13 protein-coding genes are annotated in these 15,721 nt (G+C 54.7%); 6 read left to right on the plus strand and 7 right to left on the minus strand.

The window, feature by feature from the left end; all coding sequences use genetic code 11:
- Positions 1-4: 4 nt before the first annotated feature.
- Together Enr10x_RS17940 and Enr10x_RS17945 are read right to left on the minus strand one after the other, a co-directional pair.
- Positions 5-439 carry a VOC family protein gene (locus Enr10x_RS17940; protein WP_145110827.1) on the minus strand — a complete coding sequence of 145 codons (435 nt, stop codon included), beginning with the start codon at positions 437-439 and terminating at the stop codon, positions 5-7.
- A gap of 57 nt (positions 440-496) precedes the next feature.
- Positions 497-2,041 (minus strand): sulfatase family protein, encoded by a 1,545-nt coding sequence (locus Enr10x_RS17945; RefSeq protein WP_145110830.1) that lies wholly within the window; start codon positions 2,039-2,041, stop codon positions 497-499.
- 370 nt (positions 2,042-2,411) lie between these two features.
- On the opposite strand from Enr10x_RS17945, the gene Enr10x_RS17950 reads away from it, so the two are divergent.
- The gene (locus Enr10x_RS17950) at positions 2,412-3,617 is read left to right on the plus strand and encodes a hypothetical protein (RefSeq protein WP_145110833.1); all 1,206 of its coding nucleotides are present in this window, start codon (positions 2,412-2,414) and stop codon (positions 3,615-3,617) included.
- A gap of 64 nt (positions 3,618-3,681) precedes the next feature.
- Here the strand turns inward: Enr10x_RS17950 and Enr10x_RS17955 are convergent, their stop codons facing one another.
- Positions 3,682-5,439, minus strand: a complete 1,758-nt coding sequence (locus Enr10x_RS17955) for a hypothetical protein (RefSeq protein ID WP_145110836.1) — start codon at positions 5,437-5,439, stop codon at positions 3,682-3,684.
- A gap of 517 nt (positions 5,440-5,956) precedes the next feature.
- Here Enr10x_RS17955 and Enr10x_RS17960 point away from each other — a divergent pair.
- The 3 genes from Enr10x_RS17960 (at position 5,957) to Enr10x_RS17970 (ending at position 9,375) form a co-directional block, all read left to right on the plus strand.
- Positions 5,957-7,444 carry a hypothetical protein gene (locus tag Enr10x_RS17960; protein ID WP_145450883.1) on the plus strand — a complete coding sequence of 496 codons (1,488 nt, stop codon included), beginning with the start codon at positions 5,957-5,959 and terminating at the stop codon, positions 7,442-7,444.
- Positions 7,425-7,844 carry a hypothetical protein gene (locus tag Enr10x_RS17965; RefSeq protein ID WP_145450884.1) on the plus strand — a complete coding sequence of 140 codons (420 nt, stop codon included), beginning with the start codon at positions 7,425-7,427 and terminating at the stop codon, positions 7,842-7,844. The genes Enr10x_RS17960 and Enr10x_RS17965 overlap by 20 nt, the downstream gene beginning before the upstream one ends.
- Before the next feature lie 127 nt (positions 7,845-7,971).
- Positions 7,972-9,375 carry a DUF1501 domain-containing protein gene (locus tag Enr10x_RS17970; protein WP_145450885.1) on the plus strand — a complete coding sequence of 468 codons (1,404 nt, stop codon included), beginning with the start codon at positions 7,972-7,974 and terminating at the stop codon, positions 9,373-9,375.
- 37 nt (positions 9,376-9,412) lie between these two features.
- On the opposite strand, the gene Enr10x_RS17975 is transcribed toward Enr10x_RS17970, so the two are convergent.
- The 3 genes from Enr10x_RS17975 to Enr10x_RS17985 all read right to left on the minus strand — a co-directional run bounded on the left by Enr10x_RS17975 (position 9,413) and on the right by Enr10x_RS17985 (position 12,080).
- Complete coding sequence (locus Enr10x_RS17975) at positions 9,413-9,916, minus strand: transthyretin-like family protein (RefSeq protein ID WP_145450886.1); 504 nt, start codon at positions 9,914-9,916, stop codon at positions 9,413-9,415.
- A 78-nt stretch (positions 9,917-9,994) separates the two neighbouring features.
- The gene (locus tag Enr10x_RS17980; protein ID WP_197997267.1) at positions 9,995-10,918 is read right to left on the minus strand and encodes a DUF1559 domain-containing protein; all 924 of its coding nucleotides are present in this window, start codon (positions 10,916-10,918) and stop codon (positions 9,995-9,997) included.
- 316 nt (positions 10,919-11,234) lie between these two features.
- The gene (locus tag Enr10x_RS17985; RefSeq protein ID WP_145450888.1) at positions 11,235-12,080 is read right to left on the minus strand and encodes a glycerophosphodiester phosphodiesterase; all 846 of its coding nucleotides are present in this window, start codon (positions 12,078-12,080) and stop codon (positions 11,235-11,237) included.
- A 221-nt stretch (positions 12,081-12,301) separates the two neighbouring features.
- On the opposite strand from Enr10x_RS17985, the gene Enr10x_RS17990 reads away from it, so the two are divergent.
- Entirely contained in the window at positions 12,302-13,165 is an 864-nt protein-coding gene (locus Enr10x_RS17990; RefSeq protein ID WP_145450889.1) for an alpha/beta fold hydrolase, read from the plus strand.
- A gap of 144 nt (positions 13,166-13,309) precedes the next feature.
- Positions 13,310-14,767, plus strand: coding sequence for a DUF1501 domain-containing protein (locus tag Enr10x_RS17995; RefSeq protein ID WP_145450890.1), 1,458 nt, complete (start codon positions 13,310-13,312; stop codon positions 14,765-14,767).
- A gap of 7 nt (positions 14,768-14,774) precedes the next feature.
- Here Enr10x_RS17995 and Enr10x_RS18000 read toward each other — a convergent pair whose 3' ends face one another.
- A complete protein-coding gene (locus Enr10x_RS18000; protein ID WP_145450891.1) occupies positions 14,775-15,692 on the minus strand; it encodes a peptidyl-alpha-hydroxyglycine alpha-amidating lyase family protein in 918 nt (305 codons plus the stop codon).
- Between the last annotated feature and the right edge of the window lie 29 nt (positions 15,693-15,721).

The following is a 15,721-nucleotide window of genomic DNA, read 5'->3' on the forward strand; positions in this document are numbered from 1 at the left end:
CGAATTATTTCGCAAACAACTGAGATTCGATATCCTTGAACGCTTTGAACTCCAGGGCGTTGCCGCTGGGATCGAGGAAGAACATCGTGGCCTGTTCTCCGGGCTGGCCCTGAAAGCGAATGTAGGGCTCGATAATGAATTCGATCTTGTTTTCACGCAGTCGATCTGCCAGAGCCTGCCAGCGATCCATCGTCAGGACAACGCCGAAATGCGGCACGGGAACGCCGTGTCCGTCGACGGGGTTCACGTGGGCCGCGATGCTGCCTTCCGGGCCGATCTCCGGATTCAGATGGCAGACCACCTGGTGCCCGAAGAAATTGAAATCGACCCAGGACTCGTCACTGCGGCCTTCGCTGCAGCCAAGCAGACCGCCATAAAAGGCCCGGGCTTCGGCGATATCACGTACCTGAAACGCGAGATGAAAGGGATCGAGTGACATAGTAAGTCTCTGTTAATGAATAGATTCGTAGTCTTGGTTCTGAGAAGATAACGAGAATCAAGGCCTGTCGTTGCTGTGCCCTTCTCGGACGTATTGCTTCAACAACGCGTGCATCTGCCTGATCTTCTCGGGATGTTCCGTAGAAATGTCGGTGGTTTCTTCGATGTCCTGATCCAAATCATACAGTTTGTAATTCACCGGTATGCTGTCATTCAGGACGGCAGCGTTGGTTTTCGGGCCACGGACAGTGAGTTTATAGGGCCCCTGGCGGATCGCAAAGGTGCCGTTGTGGTGATTGTGGACGATCGCTTTGTGGAAGGAGACCGGCCGCGATTCTCCCGTGAGAGCCTGATAGAAACTCGCGCCGTCTTCTGCGGTGTGGTTATCGAGCGGGACGTTCAGCATTTCCGCCAGCGTGGGCAGGACATCGTTGAACACGATGGTCGTGGAACAGGTTTCGCCCGGTTTGATTTTCGCAGGCCAGCGGACGAGAAAGGGCACGCGGTGTCCCCCTTCTTCGAGGCCCCCCTTCCAGCCGGTACAGGGACCGTTGCTGTCGTGACCGTAGATCATGGTGTCGCCGCGGACCCAGCGCTGCCGGTATCCGCGGGTGCGGTCGACGGGACCGTTGTCGCTGGTAAAGATGACCAGTGTGTTGTCGGCAATGCCGAGGTCGTCCAGTTTACGGAGCAATTTACCGACGTGGTAATCGAGTTCGACGACGAAATCGCCATACGCGCCGGCTTTGCTCTTGCCCAGATATTCCTTGTGGGGAACGATCGGATTGTGGGGCGTGGTCATCGCATAATAGAGGAAGAAGGGCTGATCGGGTTTCGTGCGGACCGCAGTCTCGACGAACTCGCAGGCCTTGTTCGACAGTGTGGGCACGAGCCGATCCATGGTGTAGCCTTCGGCGACGATGTTATCGTCCCGGCCATACCATTCTCCGTGCTTCGCTTTTGCCTGGGCGGAGGTCAGCGTCGGAATGACGGTGACGCGGTTGTTTTCGATGAAGGCGGCGGGGTTCATCTCCGCGGAACCGGCGGTGCCGAAGGAGTAGGCAAATCCGTAGTCTTTCGGACCTTTTAAGGCGGGAGAGGCGAAGTCGATGTTTTTGAAGTTCTGGTAATTGGGATCGACGCGGATCTGTTCCCGCTCGCTTTCGTCGTGCAGTTTCCAGTCGATGCCCTGGTGCCATTTGCCGACCAGTCCCGTGTGGTAGCCCGCATCCTGCATTAGATTCGCGATCGTCTTGCGGCCCGGTTCAATCAGGGTCCCGGCCAGATTCGCGAGGTTGCCACCCGATCCAAGCCGGGTCCGCCACATGTAGCGACCGGTAAGCAGACCGTAACGGGAAGGCACACAATAGGAGCCCGCTGAGTGGGCATCGGTGAAAGTCAGACTCTGCCGGGCAAGTTGATCCAGATTGGGTGTCGGAATGCGGCTGCCTTTGTTGAGGGCGGTCACGTCGCCGTAGCCCATGTCGTCGGCCAGAATAATCACCACATGAGGTTGACGCGGCTGAGCGGCTGCAGATACTTCCGACTGTGTGGAGAGCAGCAGCAGAATACAGCAGACCAGAGTGATGAAGAGCCTTCGCATGGTGTGTTCCTCAATGGTTCGTTTCTGAAGGGGCTGATACGCGTTTGTAAGTACTCTTTATAAACTACCCGATGAGGTGACCAAATGGAACAGATACCTTGTGCACAGCGATCGTTCAGGACTATCGCTTTCAGCAGGCAGAAGGCTCAATAAAAGCTTCCTGGTCCCGACATTTTAACTCCACTGCACTTCTCACAGTGAAACCTCCCCGAACTCAAATATCATTTTTTAAAAATAAACGATTGCCTTAGTGTCCCACAGACACTACCATGTGTGTAGATACAACACTAAGAGATGCTAATTTCAAATCTTCCAGTGGTTGTATCGGGAAATAATGGCCAATCAGAGGTCTCAGCAGGGGAGAAGTTCCATGATCAGTATTAAAACAGTTCGGCAGGGTGAGCGGGTTGCGGTCTGGGATTATAAAGGACGGGTGGATTACGTCGATGGTCCGCGGCGTCTGATCCTGTTTCGCAAGTCAATTGAGCCGTTACGGCAGTATTGTGCCGGTGCAGACCAGTATCTTTCCATTGAATTTGCAGACGGGCACTGCGAGCACCAGCGGGGTCCGACCTCGGTCTGGTACGATCCCGTCCAGCATTTATCGATTGACATCAAAAATTCGCTGGAACTGGACTCTCATGAAGCGATCGTGGTTTATCGTCGTGTCGGGAATGAAGTTCACAGACGCGTGGAGCGTGGTCCCATGCTCTTCGTCCCCGAGGAGAATGAATGGCTGCATGATTTTCGCTGGCATGGCGCAGACCCGAAAGATCCGGCCCATAAGATTCCCCGGGCATTACGGTTTCACAAGCTGAGGGTAATTCCCGATCAAACGTACTATCTGGTAGACGATGTGCGGACTGCAGATGATGCATTATTGACCGTCAAGCTGATGATCTTTTTTGAACTGGCTGACATTGAAAAGATGCTGGATCAGACCCACGATCCGATTGCGGACTTTATCAATGCGGTCACGGCGGACGTCGTCGATTTTGCCGGTACTCGCTCCTTTGAGGTTTTCAAGCAGGATACCGAGCAGCTGAACGAACTGGAGTCTTACCAGAACCTGATGGCACGGGCAGCACGGATTGGCTACCAGGTCAATAAGGTTGTGTACCGCGGATATACGGCGGGGGAGACACTGCAGGCGATGCACGACAATGCAATTGAAGCCCGGACGCGGCTGAAGCTGGACGCCGAGACAGAGATTCAAGCCCAGGAACTGGCGGATGTGCAACTGGCGCGGGAAGCCATCCGGGCAGAAAAACGCCAGGAAATGGAGTCGAAACAAACCGAGCACGACATTCACCTGCAGCGGTTGCAGCACGATGAGCAGATTCACCAGGACGAGGAATTAAACCTCGCTGATGAAGAGACCCGACGCCGCGTGAATCAGATCGAGCTGGAACATCAAAGATCAAAGAACGAAGAACAGGGTCGCTATCTGGCAGCGATGCGCGAGATGCAGATCGACCTGACCCGATACCTGGTGGCCCAATACCAGAACCCGGACCGTTTGATTCGGATCAGCGGCGATAATGACGCCAGCCTGCATTTACATGAGGAGGGTTAGACTGTTTCATGCCCCCCCTCTCCGCCGTGGAGAGAGGGGCATGAAGGATTAATACCGTGTCATTTCACTCCTCTTCACCAGGCGGAACCTCCGGTGGAGGCGGCAGTGTTTCTTCTTCCGGCGGTGTTTCTTTACCGAAAGTCAACCAGGCAAACTCGGGCAGCCAGCGGGCTTTGTGTGCGCTGATCAGGAAGGCGAGCAGCAAGGCCGCTACCGACCAGATAAACGCGATCACCGCAGAACGATCCAGGGTGCGGGTCACCTGTCGGAACCCATAGGCGGCACTGGTGTAAAGCAGGATGCTTACAGTCGCAGCGAAGGAGTACTTAAACCAGCGACTGGACCAGAAGTGGGCAATCAACAGACTTCCCACGACCCAGACAGCCACGTATGAGAGACGCCAGAGCATGGGAATTTCCACTGCACGATCATTCCCGATGACGACCAGCGCCACCAGGGGAATCAACAGCGCACTGGCACATTGCAGGACGCGGCTGAAATCGTCCTTCAACGTCAGGCCCAGCACCAGCGCTGAAATCCACAACAGATGGAAACAGGTCGTGAAGCGATATTCGGAGAGAACCGAATCGGGGATCACCAACCAGATGCCGAGTGTTGCGGCCACGATCCCTGCCGTGCAGATGCCCGAGGAACGTTTACGAATTCCCAAAGCCAGGATCAGGACACCATCCAGGAGCAGAGGCCAGGGAGTCGGTTCGATCAGTGTTCGCGAACCGAGCGTCTGTGGCCCGACGATCGCCAGCAGCGCTACTGCCCCCAGTCCACCCCAGATCGCATTTGGTACGTGGCGGAACGCGGCCCAGAGATAAAAGCCGATGAGCATCCAGACCGTGAGCCAGATCGGAGAGCCGATGGCATCCGTCACTTTGAAGAGAAAACCGGTGTGGACCGGACCTGTCGTCGCAGGCATCGCGAGTAACAGTAACAGAGGGGCGAAACGAGTCAGGCCGGCCTGGAAGACCTTGTTGCCTGTTGCGAGTCCCCCTTCCAGTAATAATACGAGTAAGGCGAACGCGAGTGGAATCAGGAAATAGAAGCCCCACAGGGTATCAAAGGAAATCAGCCAGGGGCCACTACCCGTTTTGATCCACATCGGTCCCGCTGGACCAAAAGTCAGGCAGAGTACAAACGAGCGAAAACCGACACAGGCGGCGATCATGCCGAAGGCGATCCAGGGAAACCAGGGCCAGCCCCAGGGGGTGCCGTTGGTTTTGACATAAGCAACGCCTCCACGGACCGCAGGCAGCAGACACAAGAATAGAACTGACGCGACGACGGGGAACATAAACAGCGTCCATTCCAGTTCGGCAGGCGTTCGGGGATGCATTTCCGGAGAGCACCACCAGGGAGCCGCATAAAACAGGGCCAGAAACAGGTGATAGGGAATCCGGTAGCGGACTCCCAGACGAATCCCGGCGCCCCAGAGGACGGCTTCGGAGAGCAGTGCCGAGAATAGAAAGCCGCCCGTCATCAGCAGCAGCCCCTGTTCGGCAGAAATCCGGGAAAACAGATCATCCATGCTGACCGAGACCCCGAGAAACAACAGCAGCAGGAGCAGCAGAATCGAGCGGGCATCTTCCCAGACTTTGCCCCAGCGTACAATCAGCACTCCAATCCCCGCCAGCAACAGGGTATACCCGGCCAGCACTCCCATCATGATCCAGCAGTTGATGGAACCGATCTCAATGGTTCCGTAAGCAGACCGCACGGCGAACAACATCAATACCGCACTAATGACATAGAACGGATTGTGGTTGTAGATGTAACGCAGGACCGAGCGGTGAGAAGCAGACGCAGACATAACAGCCTCCTCTCATCAAGAAATGAAAAATATAAAGCCCCAGAACTGGGGATAAAAAGACAGGATCACTGTTAAAGAGACTGCATTGTAACATATTTGTTTGAACAGTTATAGAAAATTTTTCGGAACGGAATCAATTCCGGATTTTCTGAGATGTTCCGCAACATGGACCAGAGAGAGACTGGTTCCGATGCGATGAAAAGTTGTCCTTGACGTCGTAGGGAATCGCGATATTAATAGAGGACGTTAACAAGTCTTTGAGAGGGCCAGTGAGATTGGAGAGGGAATGACCACACTCGACCACAGCCTCCCCTGCCCTTTGCAGGCCGATTCTGTTCGGCGTCATCCCAATACTAACCCTCCCCGGGCCTCAGACCTGGACCGTGTCCTCTCCTTCTGCCGGAAACGAACAACGCCATCCGGCTCTGATCCTGTTGAGTTCCCACAAGCTGTCTGGAATGAATTGCTTCCAATCAGCAGACGATTCCCTTCCCTGGATGAGGCATCCCGTCAACTGATGTCTGAATTAACCGTGCTGGGACGACAGGCCATTCAGACGGCGGCAGAATCACTCGATCCGCATCTGAAACAGCTGGCGTCCGAATATGCAGACGGTTCGGACGAGAGACGGCGGGAAATCTGCGACGAACTGTTTCATTTTCTCTTAACCCCCACGCCCCCCGTGCGGACACAAATCGAATTACTGCAACAGATCCGGGACGATTTCACGAACCAGTCCTGTAACCGGATCTTTCCCCGTCAATTCACAAAACATGGCAATCCGAACTGCCTGGGGCGGGCGTTGATCCTGCTCGCGTTTGCCCGACTGGCCGGGGCTACGGTGCTGGGAGCGACGCCCCTGATTCCCGGTTCGGAAATCGCAATTCGTCATAACGCGCGCGTGGCCCGGGGGATTCTCAGACATGCAAAACAACACCGAGTGACACTCAAACCGGAACTGATTTCGTTTCTCGATTTTATCACAGAACGTTCTGAAACCGATCGCCTGCGACCGCCGATGTTTCATATGGGAATTGTGATCCAGACCAGCGATGCAGGCTGGACGTTGATCGATCCCCACGCCAAAGTAGCGGGCCGCTATCAGAGTCCGTCTCTAATCTCACAAATTGAAACTCATAGTCGTCTGCATCCAGAAGAGATATTCGCAGCCGATTTTCGATCGGAAACCGATCTCAAGTGCAGTCAGCAGCTCTGGAAACTGCAATCGGTCACCGCCTTGCTCCAGCAGTTGCAGACGCTCGGCCTATCAGAGGCGTTGCATGTTGATGCTGCGCTGATTTTCCTGGCAGAATCGAATCTGCTGGAATACATCACCAGCGATGCCTGGAACATTCCCCGGGAAGAAAAAGAGAAGATCGCCGCGCAACTGCGGGGAGTTCAGTCCCCGGTGATCGAGCATGGGTTAATTGAACGACTGCTGAAACGGAACTATCCACAGACGACGTTGTTTCGCATCCAGGCGCTGCTGTCTTATGTTTTACTGCTGGACAGTGGGAAAGAATTTGTGGGTCTGCTGGCGTTTGACGTCTCCGATGACTCGCAGTCTTTACGACAGGAAATGCTGCAAGACTCCTTCAGAGATCTGCTGGAGGAACTGATCGCCCGCCTGCATGGGTTCCTGTTTAACACAGCCTCCCTGGGCAGCGATCGCAGTCTGTTACATCCTGTACTGGAACTCTATCAACCCGAATTTCGGGTGGGCGTCGAACTGGTCTCCCATGTGAATGCGGTCACGCTCCGCTCTGAAGCGATATCACAAGCATTGTTCCACGTTTGCCAGGGGCAAACGATCCAGATCTCCCGGGCGACGGAGATCCTGCGTACTCCCAATGAATTGATTCCCCTCTCCTCACAACAGGCCTTTAATAACTTACACGCAGAAGACATCAAATCGGACCGGCTTCAGACCATTCTGGAGCGGATCTCTCTGAAACTTTCACGCATCACCGAAAGCAGGAACCATCATGATTCAGAATCAAAGTGACTTCATAGAACGCGAAACACGGCAGATTAAGATCAGACTCCAAAAGACACTGGGGGACATCGAGGGGTGCCGGCACCATTATCTGCTGGAAGCGATCCCGGGAATGATGCCCGTCGTTGAGCAGGTCATCCAGGAATTTATAGCCGAAACGAAAAACAGTGTGGAATTCGCCCACGCCCAGGAAGAATTGCAGCACGTCAATTATGACGCGGATGATCTGGCGAGGCTCGTGGACCAGTATGCAGCGCAACCCCAGATGCAGATTGCCTTAAAGGTCGCCTATGAGACCTGGAAAAACGCGCCTGGCTCGCAGGAACTGTTACGACAGATCGTGGATCACGCAGACAGTATTTCGAGTTCGGGCAGCGAAACGTTTACGAGTTCCCAGGCTCCGACTTAACAGGGAACAGCCTGAAGAACTCTGGCGCAGACCAGCTCATTTCCCTGAGATTTCTGTTGCAACCCGGGAGAAACTGATATAATCCACACATCAATCCGGATTTATATGAAACAGAACGAGGTTGAGAATGGATGAATTCCAGATGAACCGCCGGCAGGCCCTCATTGCGAGTGGACTGGGAACCCTGAGTCTCGGTATGCCGGGCGCGGTGATGGGGAGTGACAAGTTGGACGCTTCGGGCAAGGCGGTTGCGGCGGAGAAATCCTGCATCTTCGTTCTGCTGTGTGGCGGGCCGAGCCACATCGATACCTGGGATATGAAGCCGGAGGCCCCCCTGGATTATCGTGGGCCATACATGCCCATCGAAACCAAAGTGCCGGGCATGCGCATCAATGAGATGCACACGGAACTGGCCAAGCTGACCGACCAGTTCACGCTGATTAATTCGATGTCGCATCCGGGAGCGATCAGCAATCACTTTGACGCGATGCACAACCTGCTCAGCGGTCAGTCGGACAAACGGGTCCAGCAGGGTATGGCGAACGAACAACCTTACCTGGGCTCATTCGTCGCCAAGTTCAAACCGAGTAAACGCAATTTCGTTTCTAATGCGTGGCTCATCAAATGTGTGGGACCGCCTGTCTTCTGTGCGCCCAACATCGGTATCGGCGGTTATCTGGGCTCCGCTTTTGCGCCTGTGTTTGTCGGCTCGGCCAATAATCATCCAGCGATGAAAGACTTCAAACCGCCGGAGATTTACAATCCCTACGACGAACAACGCCTCGAAGAGCGAAAGTCCCTGCTCCGCAACCTGGAATCCACGCGACTCGACAAAGACCAGAAAGTGAAAGACTGGTCGGACCTGCGCGAGAAAACTTACGATGCGTTGACTCGGGCTGAAGGACGCCGGGCATTTAACATGGATGAGGAGCCGGTCAAAGTCCGTGAGCGGTACGGCATGCATCCCCTGGGTCAGAACCTGCTATTGGCCCGGCGGATGGTGGAATCGGGCGTGCGTTTTGTGACCGTCAACGGCTGGGCCGGACAGGCGGATCATGACAAGCAGGGGCCGCCCAGCAGCAGTTGGGACATGCATGGCGGGAACATGGGAATGGGCAATGCGTTCGGCAACGGTTCCTATGGCATGGGCTTCTGCCTGCCCCGACTGGACCAGGGACTGGCCGCCCTGCTCTCTGACCTTAAAGAACGGGGCATGCTGGATAACACGCTGGTCGTCGTCACCGGTGAATTCGGCCGCACACCTTATGTGCTGAAGCAGGATCCCCCGGGTCGCCAGCACTGGCCCAAGTGTTTCTCGTCGATTCTGGCGGGCGCGGGGATTAAAGGAGGCAACGTCTATGGAAAGACGAACAAGTACGGTGAATATCCCACGCACAAGCCGGTCCGCCCCGAAGAACTGGCGGCGACGATCTACCACGCCCTGGATATTCCGATCAACAATCCGCAGGACCCGACGGGCTTGCTGCGCACACTGACGACGGGCAAGCCGATCATGGAACTGTTCGGATAAGCCGGGATTTGCTCAAACGGAGGTCAATCCTACGCCATCAGACATCTTTTTCCGGATGGGCACTCTTATCGGGGACTTTGAAATCAGGATTGACCAGTTTGAAATCGGCGCCCTCCGTCCCTCCTGATGGCACGTCGAGTTCGAGCGTTGTTTTCGAATTGTATTCAGCGGGAATCGGGTTGGGACCACGGCGATCTTTTCCGGCTGAATCGTAGCTCGGCAGGATTTCCTCGAATGCATCCAGAGTAATGATCACATCGTTGGGCCCCACGACCGCCCCTGTTTCGCCGGTCATCACCACGGCCAGTTCGAAATGTCCTTGCTCATCCGTTTTGCCGAATGACTCGGAAGCTCCTTTGCGCTCACTGTCTCCCTCTGTCGTGCGCGGGCGAAACAGCACTGTGGCTCCCGGCAGCGGTTCTCCGTTCATCGTAATCGTCCCGGCCACAGTCGCCAGTGGCACATCCTCTGACCCGCATCCCGCGAGAATCACCGACGCGATGATCATAAACAGCAAGCGAAGCATTGAGAAAAAGTTCATCTGTGAAAACGCTCCTTAAACAAACCTGGAATCATGCTCTCAACTCAGATACCACAGTCCAGCACACACCAGGGGGGCTCACCATTCCCCGATGATTTCTTCTCCTTCTGTGGTTCCCAGGCTTTGAAAAATATTCACATCAATGTTTTCGCTCATAAATCGACTTGATCCATCTGCCAGCAGGACCTGCATCCCGCCGACGTGCAGGCTGCCCCAGCCCCGTTTACAGGCATTACTGCCTCCGGTCCCTCCGATCGCCACACAACGATCGTAATCGGGAATCAGAGTACGTCGCTGAGCCACGAAGGAAGACTGACTGTACGAGGTGTAAGTGTAGGCCCAGAATGTACCGCGGCGAGGATGTTTTTTCGTATGATACTCTCCCACCATGATCGTATTCGTCGTCCCGTCGGTAATCGTATTGAATCGCTCTACCGTGAAACCGTTTGTCCCGATACTGTGCAAGACTCCTCTCCAGGAGTACGGGAGATTTGATCCGTCGGCGTTATCCATCCAGCCACTCGTGTCGGTTTTCCCCGAAACGGCGCGATAGGAACTCATGCGATATGATACTCCGCTGCCCGGTCCACTCTCCGGTTGCATCAGTTTGCCGGCGTTAATATCTGAAGGGCAGTTGTAGACCACCAGATTCTGTTCGCGGACCGTCGCATTAGCCGAATCTTCATTGAACACATTGGAATTGTACTTTTGAAACAACGGTGCCTGATCGATGTAAGGCAGAATTGCGATGGCCCAGTTAATCCCGCTTTTCGTTGAGCAGCAGGAACCGACCGTGATGCCCCCGGGGGGAAACGAGCTAAACGTGTCGTGGTAATTGTGCAGGGCCAACCCAATCTGCTTCAGGTTGTTTTTGCATGAACTCCGCCGTGCTGCTTCGCGGGCCTGTTGGACAGCAGGCAATAACAATGAAATCAAAATCGCGATGATGGCAATCACAACCAGTAGTTCAATCAATGTGAAACCGCGTTTTTGTGAATTCATAAGGCCCTCCCACTCAAAACTGAAATAATCGCAAACCAAAAACATCAGTTCACAACTATACACGACCTTAACAAAAAGTACATAATTTTTTCATACAAACAGCACTCCCCTGCTCTCAGCAACGGTTTTCAACTGAGAAACTCAATCTTTCACGAGGGACATTTCATGTGTTTGACCCAGCAAATCAGGTCATTTATGAATAAATCGTTCACTGAATACTCCACTGGCAGAGAAGAAAAGGGATTCGCCTCAATTCAACGATTCAGAAAAAGCGTCCTGCGTGTTGACCAGTATCGGAGCAAACCAGGAAGAGTAATCAGGGACGGGGAACCTGATTCTGTTTGAGATATTCAATCAGTTTCGCGGGATGATCGGTCTGGATGCCGTCGGAGCCCCAGGCAATCGCCTCCTTCCAGCAGTCGGGGTTGCTTTCATCTACAATCACCAGAGCGTTGGCCTGGTGGCAGGTCTCTACAAACTTCCGGGAATAGCGTTTCCAGGTCGAGGCGATGACGGTCGGATGAAACTGCTTGATCGTATTGGGAAGATTAATCTCCAGGATCGGGTCCGGCATCGCGATGCAGTTCGGACAAACCTGTTGCAGACGATTCAGATCCTGGGGCCACGCGTACCAGAGTATCTCCCGTTCCATGCCATGTTGCCTGATGATTTTGACCAGTTCGTCGACATTGCCCCGTTTCAGATCCAGGTAGATGCCGATCTTGCCCTTGCAGAGTTTCAGAATCTCTTCGAAAGTGGGAATCCGTGTCCCCTTCCATTGCGGCCCGATCCGCGCGCCAATATCGAGTGCTTTGAGTTCTGCCAGCGTCATCTCTTCCACCTTGCCCGTCTTGCCGGTCACATATTTGTCGATCGTCGCATTATGGATACTGACATACTTTCCATCTTTCGTTTTGCGAATGTCGATTTCGACGAAGTCGGCTCCCAGTTCGATCGCTTTTTGGTACGCAGCCAGCGAGTTTTCGGGAATTCCCTGATGCGCCCCACGATGGGCGACCACGTACAGGCCTCCCTGTTTTGGATTTTTCAGTCCCCGCTGCTGAAACCGGGTCTGAGTTGGGACGTCTGTCTGCGCGGAGACGGGGATGGGAACGCAGAGCAGCAACAGCAGGATCATCAACAATCTGAATTTCAGTTTCATCGAGCAGGTCCGGAGAGTGATTTTCGCGTTTGAGAACAGGATACTGTTGTTCCTCGTGTTTGATTACTCTAGCTGAAATCCAAATCGACCGCAAAGAGAAATTCCGTGGTTGATGACGGACGATCCAGAACCTGTGCTCCGTTTTCCTTGCTCAGTCGTATCAGAATCGGGTATACCAGACTGTCGGGATCATTTCAGCAATACCCTCAAGGAGTCACGCAATGCGAGCCAGAGTCAATGGAACGGAGATCTATTTTGATGTCGACGGGATGGGGCTGGTCCCCGCGGGAGATCAGATGGTCGAACGCCCGGTGCTGTTCCTGCTGCATGGAGGACCGGGCAGCGATCACTCCAGTTTCAAGTCGAATTCCGCAGCGCTCCGCGATAACGCGCAGCTGGTATTTGTCGACCATCGTGGTTCCGGACGGAGTGCGCCGGCTGATCCTGCCACTTATACGCTCGACCAGAACATTGATGACCTGGACGCCCTGCGTGAATATCTGGGTCTGGAGCGAATCTCTGTTCTCGGCTCATCATATGGAGGCATGGTGGCACAGGGCTACGCTATTCGGTATCCGGAGCGTGTCGCCAATCTGATTCTGGTCGCAACGACGCCCAGCTACCGTTTTCTGGAGGATGCTCAGCGGATCGTCAGCGAACGGGGTACCCCGGACCAGCAGCGCGTCTGCCAGTGGTTGTGGGAGGGTAAGTTCGAATCGCAGGAGCAGGTTTACGAATATTACAAAACAATGGGGCCGATGTACTCTACCCGGTTCGACGCGGAAAAACTGGACAAAAGCTGGCCGCGGGGCATTCGGAACTTCGAGCAGCTCAATATTGGATTCAGTACGTTTCTGAAAACATTCGACTTGATCGAGCAGTTACCATCCATAAACTGTCCCACGCTGGTGCTGGGTGGCGCGCATGACTGGATCTGCCCCCCACAGCATTCCGAACTCATTGCCGAGAAAATTCCCCGCGCCCACCTGAAGATCTTCGCCAACAGTTCCCACTCCATCGCAGACGACGAACCGGAAGCGTACCTGGCCGCCGTCCGTGGTTTTATGACCTACTGCAATAAATAAGACCGCCACAACATATTTATTCACACTTATACGTTGATCTGTCCGATATGTGTGATATAAACTATGTTAAGAAATTAGTACGGCACTGATTTGAGTCTTTCTCGCTTAAAGAACTTGCTTAGCGCAAGAATGTGAGGGGCTGATTTGGTAAATCCGCTTGAATTATCACACGCATTAACCCACAGGGACTGTGATCCCGGTCGACGCCGGCTGCTCCGCTCGGTTTCAGCCGGGATGATGGGCGCCGGTCTGGCGGAGATGCTGAGTCTGCAAGCGGTCGCCAGCAATACCACTCACCGGCCCGGTCAGGCCAAACGAGTGCTGGTGGTCTATGAAGAGGGTGGCATCAGCCAGATGGATACCTGGGATCCCAAGCCCCAGGCCCCCTACGATCATCGCACCCCCTATCAGCCAATTGCGACCAACGTTCCGGGGATCAATTTCTCATCCCTGATGCCGATGACCGCCTGGCAGGCGGATAAACTCTCTGTAATCCGCTCAATGACAACGGCCCGCGTAGCCGGTCACATGCAGGGTTGCCAGGAATTCTTCAAAGGTTACCGCTTCGATTCCTCGTTTGACTTTCCCGATATCGGCTCGGTCGTCACCGATCAGATCGGAACCGACTGCCCGCAACTGCCAGGATACATTTTCTGCCCTGGCATCAACATGCCCAATCATGTAACCAGCACTGGGTTCCTGCCCGCCAGCCGGGCGCCGTGGAAACTGGGAACGAAGAACCTCGGGGAAAATCTCGCCGATCCCGCCTGGGAAGTGAAGTCACTGCAGTTGAACCCGAAACTCAGTCCGGAACGGTTCCATCAGCGACGCGAACTGCTGGCACAGTTGGATCGGTCCGATGTTGCGCAGACGGAAACAGCCGCGACGCTGCAGTCGTACTATGAAAACGCCGTTGATCTGCTGACCAGTCCCCGGGTACAGGCTTCACTCAATCTCTCCGCGGAGAGTGATAAAACTCGTGACCGCTACGGACGCGATCATCGTGGCTGCTGTTACCTGCTGGGCCGGAAACTGATCGAAGCGGGAGTACGGTTTGTCAGCGTGACGGTGATTCAACCACCCGAGCATGTCAACCGCCCCGGTTACGGACAGCCCAAAGGGGTGTTCCTGAACTGGGACCACCATGAAGGAATTTACCAGAACGGTCCCTGTGGCGGCCCGCAGGGAATGAGCAACCAGGAACGCTTCGGCTTACCCCATCCCGTAATGATGCCCAGCCTCGACCGGAGCCTCAGTGCGCTGATTGAAGATATGCACACCCGCGGGCTGCTGGAAGACACGCTGGTCTGCTTCATCACCGAAATGGGACGGACGCCGCGGGTCAATAAATGGGGCGGCCGCGATCACTGGGGACGTGCGATGTCCGTCGCGCTGGCTGGTGCCGGCGTTCCGGGAGGCCAGGTGATTGGTGCAACCAATAAAGAGGGCGGCGATGTCACCGATCGCCTCTACACCCCTTACGATTATGCAGAGACCATCTATCGCAAGCTGGGCATCGATACCGCCGCACGACTGAGAAGACCAGACGGCCTGCCCATCGAATTCACTGACGGCGGTCACCCGATCAGGGAAGTCTTCTAACCGCAGATTACTTTTGTCGCAGCAGTTTCTGCAGGCGTTTTCCACCGATTTCTGCGATGAAGAGATTCCCTGCGGTATCCGCTGTCAGCATGTGGGGCAGATTGAATTCCCCCGGGCCAGCCCCCTTGCGGCCCCAGGAGTTCGCTACTTTGCCGGCGGAATTCAACTGCAGCACTTTGTTGGCACGACCATCTGCTACAAACAGCGTCCCCTGTGAATCAAACTCCATACCATAGGGAGCAAACCCGGGCCAGATCTCCAGCAGTTTTCCTTCCGAGTTGAAGACCTGCACACGGTCGTTCTCCCGGTCACCGACCAGAATGCGGCCCTGGCGATCCAGAATGATCGAATGCGGCAGATTGAACTGCCCCGGTCCCTTGCCGGGCTCTCCCCACTGGCCCAGATATTTTCCATTTGCGGCGAACTTCATCACGCGACTGTTTCCATAGCCATCAGAGACATAGATTTCATCATGACGGCCAAAGGCGATATCGGTCGGCTTGTTGAACTGGTTTTCGCCGGTACCGGGTTTGCCCGGCTGACCGATCGCCAGCAGCAGTTTTCCTCGCGGGTTGAACTGGAAAACCATGTGGCTGCCGATATCAGTAACCCAGATATTGTCGTGCTGGTCGACGCGGAGGCCGTGTGCCTGGCCGATCAGCTTGTCCCCCCACGAATGGAGGAACCGACCATCCGGTCCAAAACAGAGAATCGGCTGCTTTCCCCGGTGGAAAAGATACATCCGCCCTTCACTGTCATAATCGACGGCGGAACAGGGACCGAGTGTGAGTCCCGGAGGAAGCTGAATCCCATTACCGGCAGCGGGAACGAAGTTGATTTTGTCCGCGGCAGTTGCGAAACTCGCGGACAGCATCAGACAGGTCATGGCAAGAATGGAGAGACTGATTAGACGATGCAGATCCATGGGGATGACTCCTGAACGACTTCGGATTT

Origin of the sequence: Gimesia panareensis, from assembly GCF_007748155.1 — a bacterium.
In the GTDB taxonomy this organism is placed as follows: Bacteria; Planctomycetota; Planctomycetia; order Planctomycetales; family Planctomycetaceae; genus Gimesia; species Gimesia panareensis.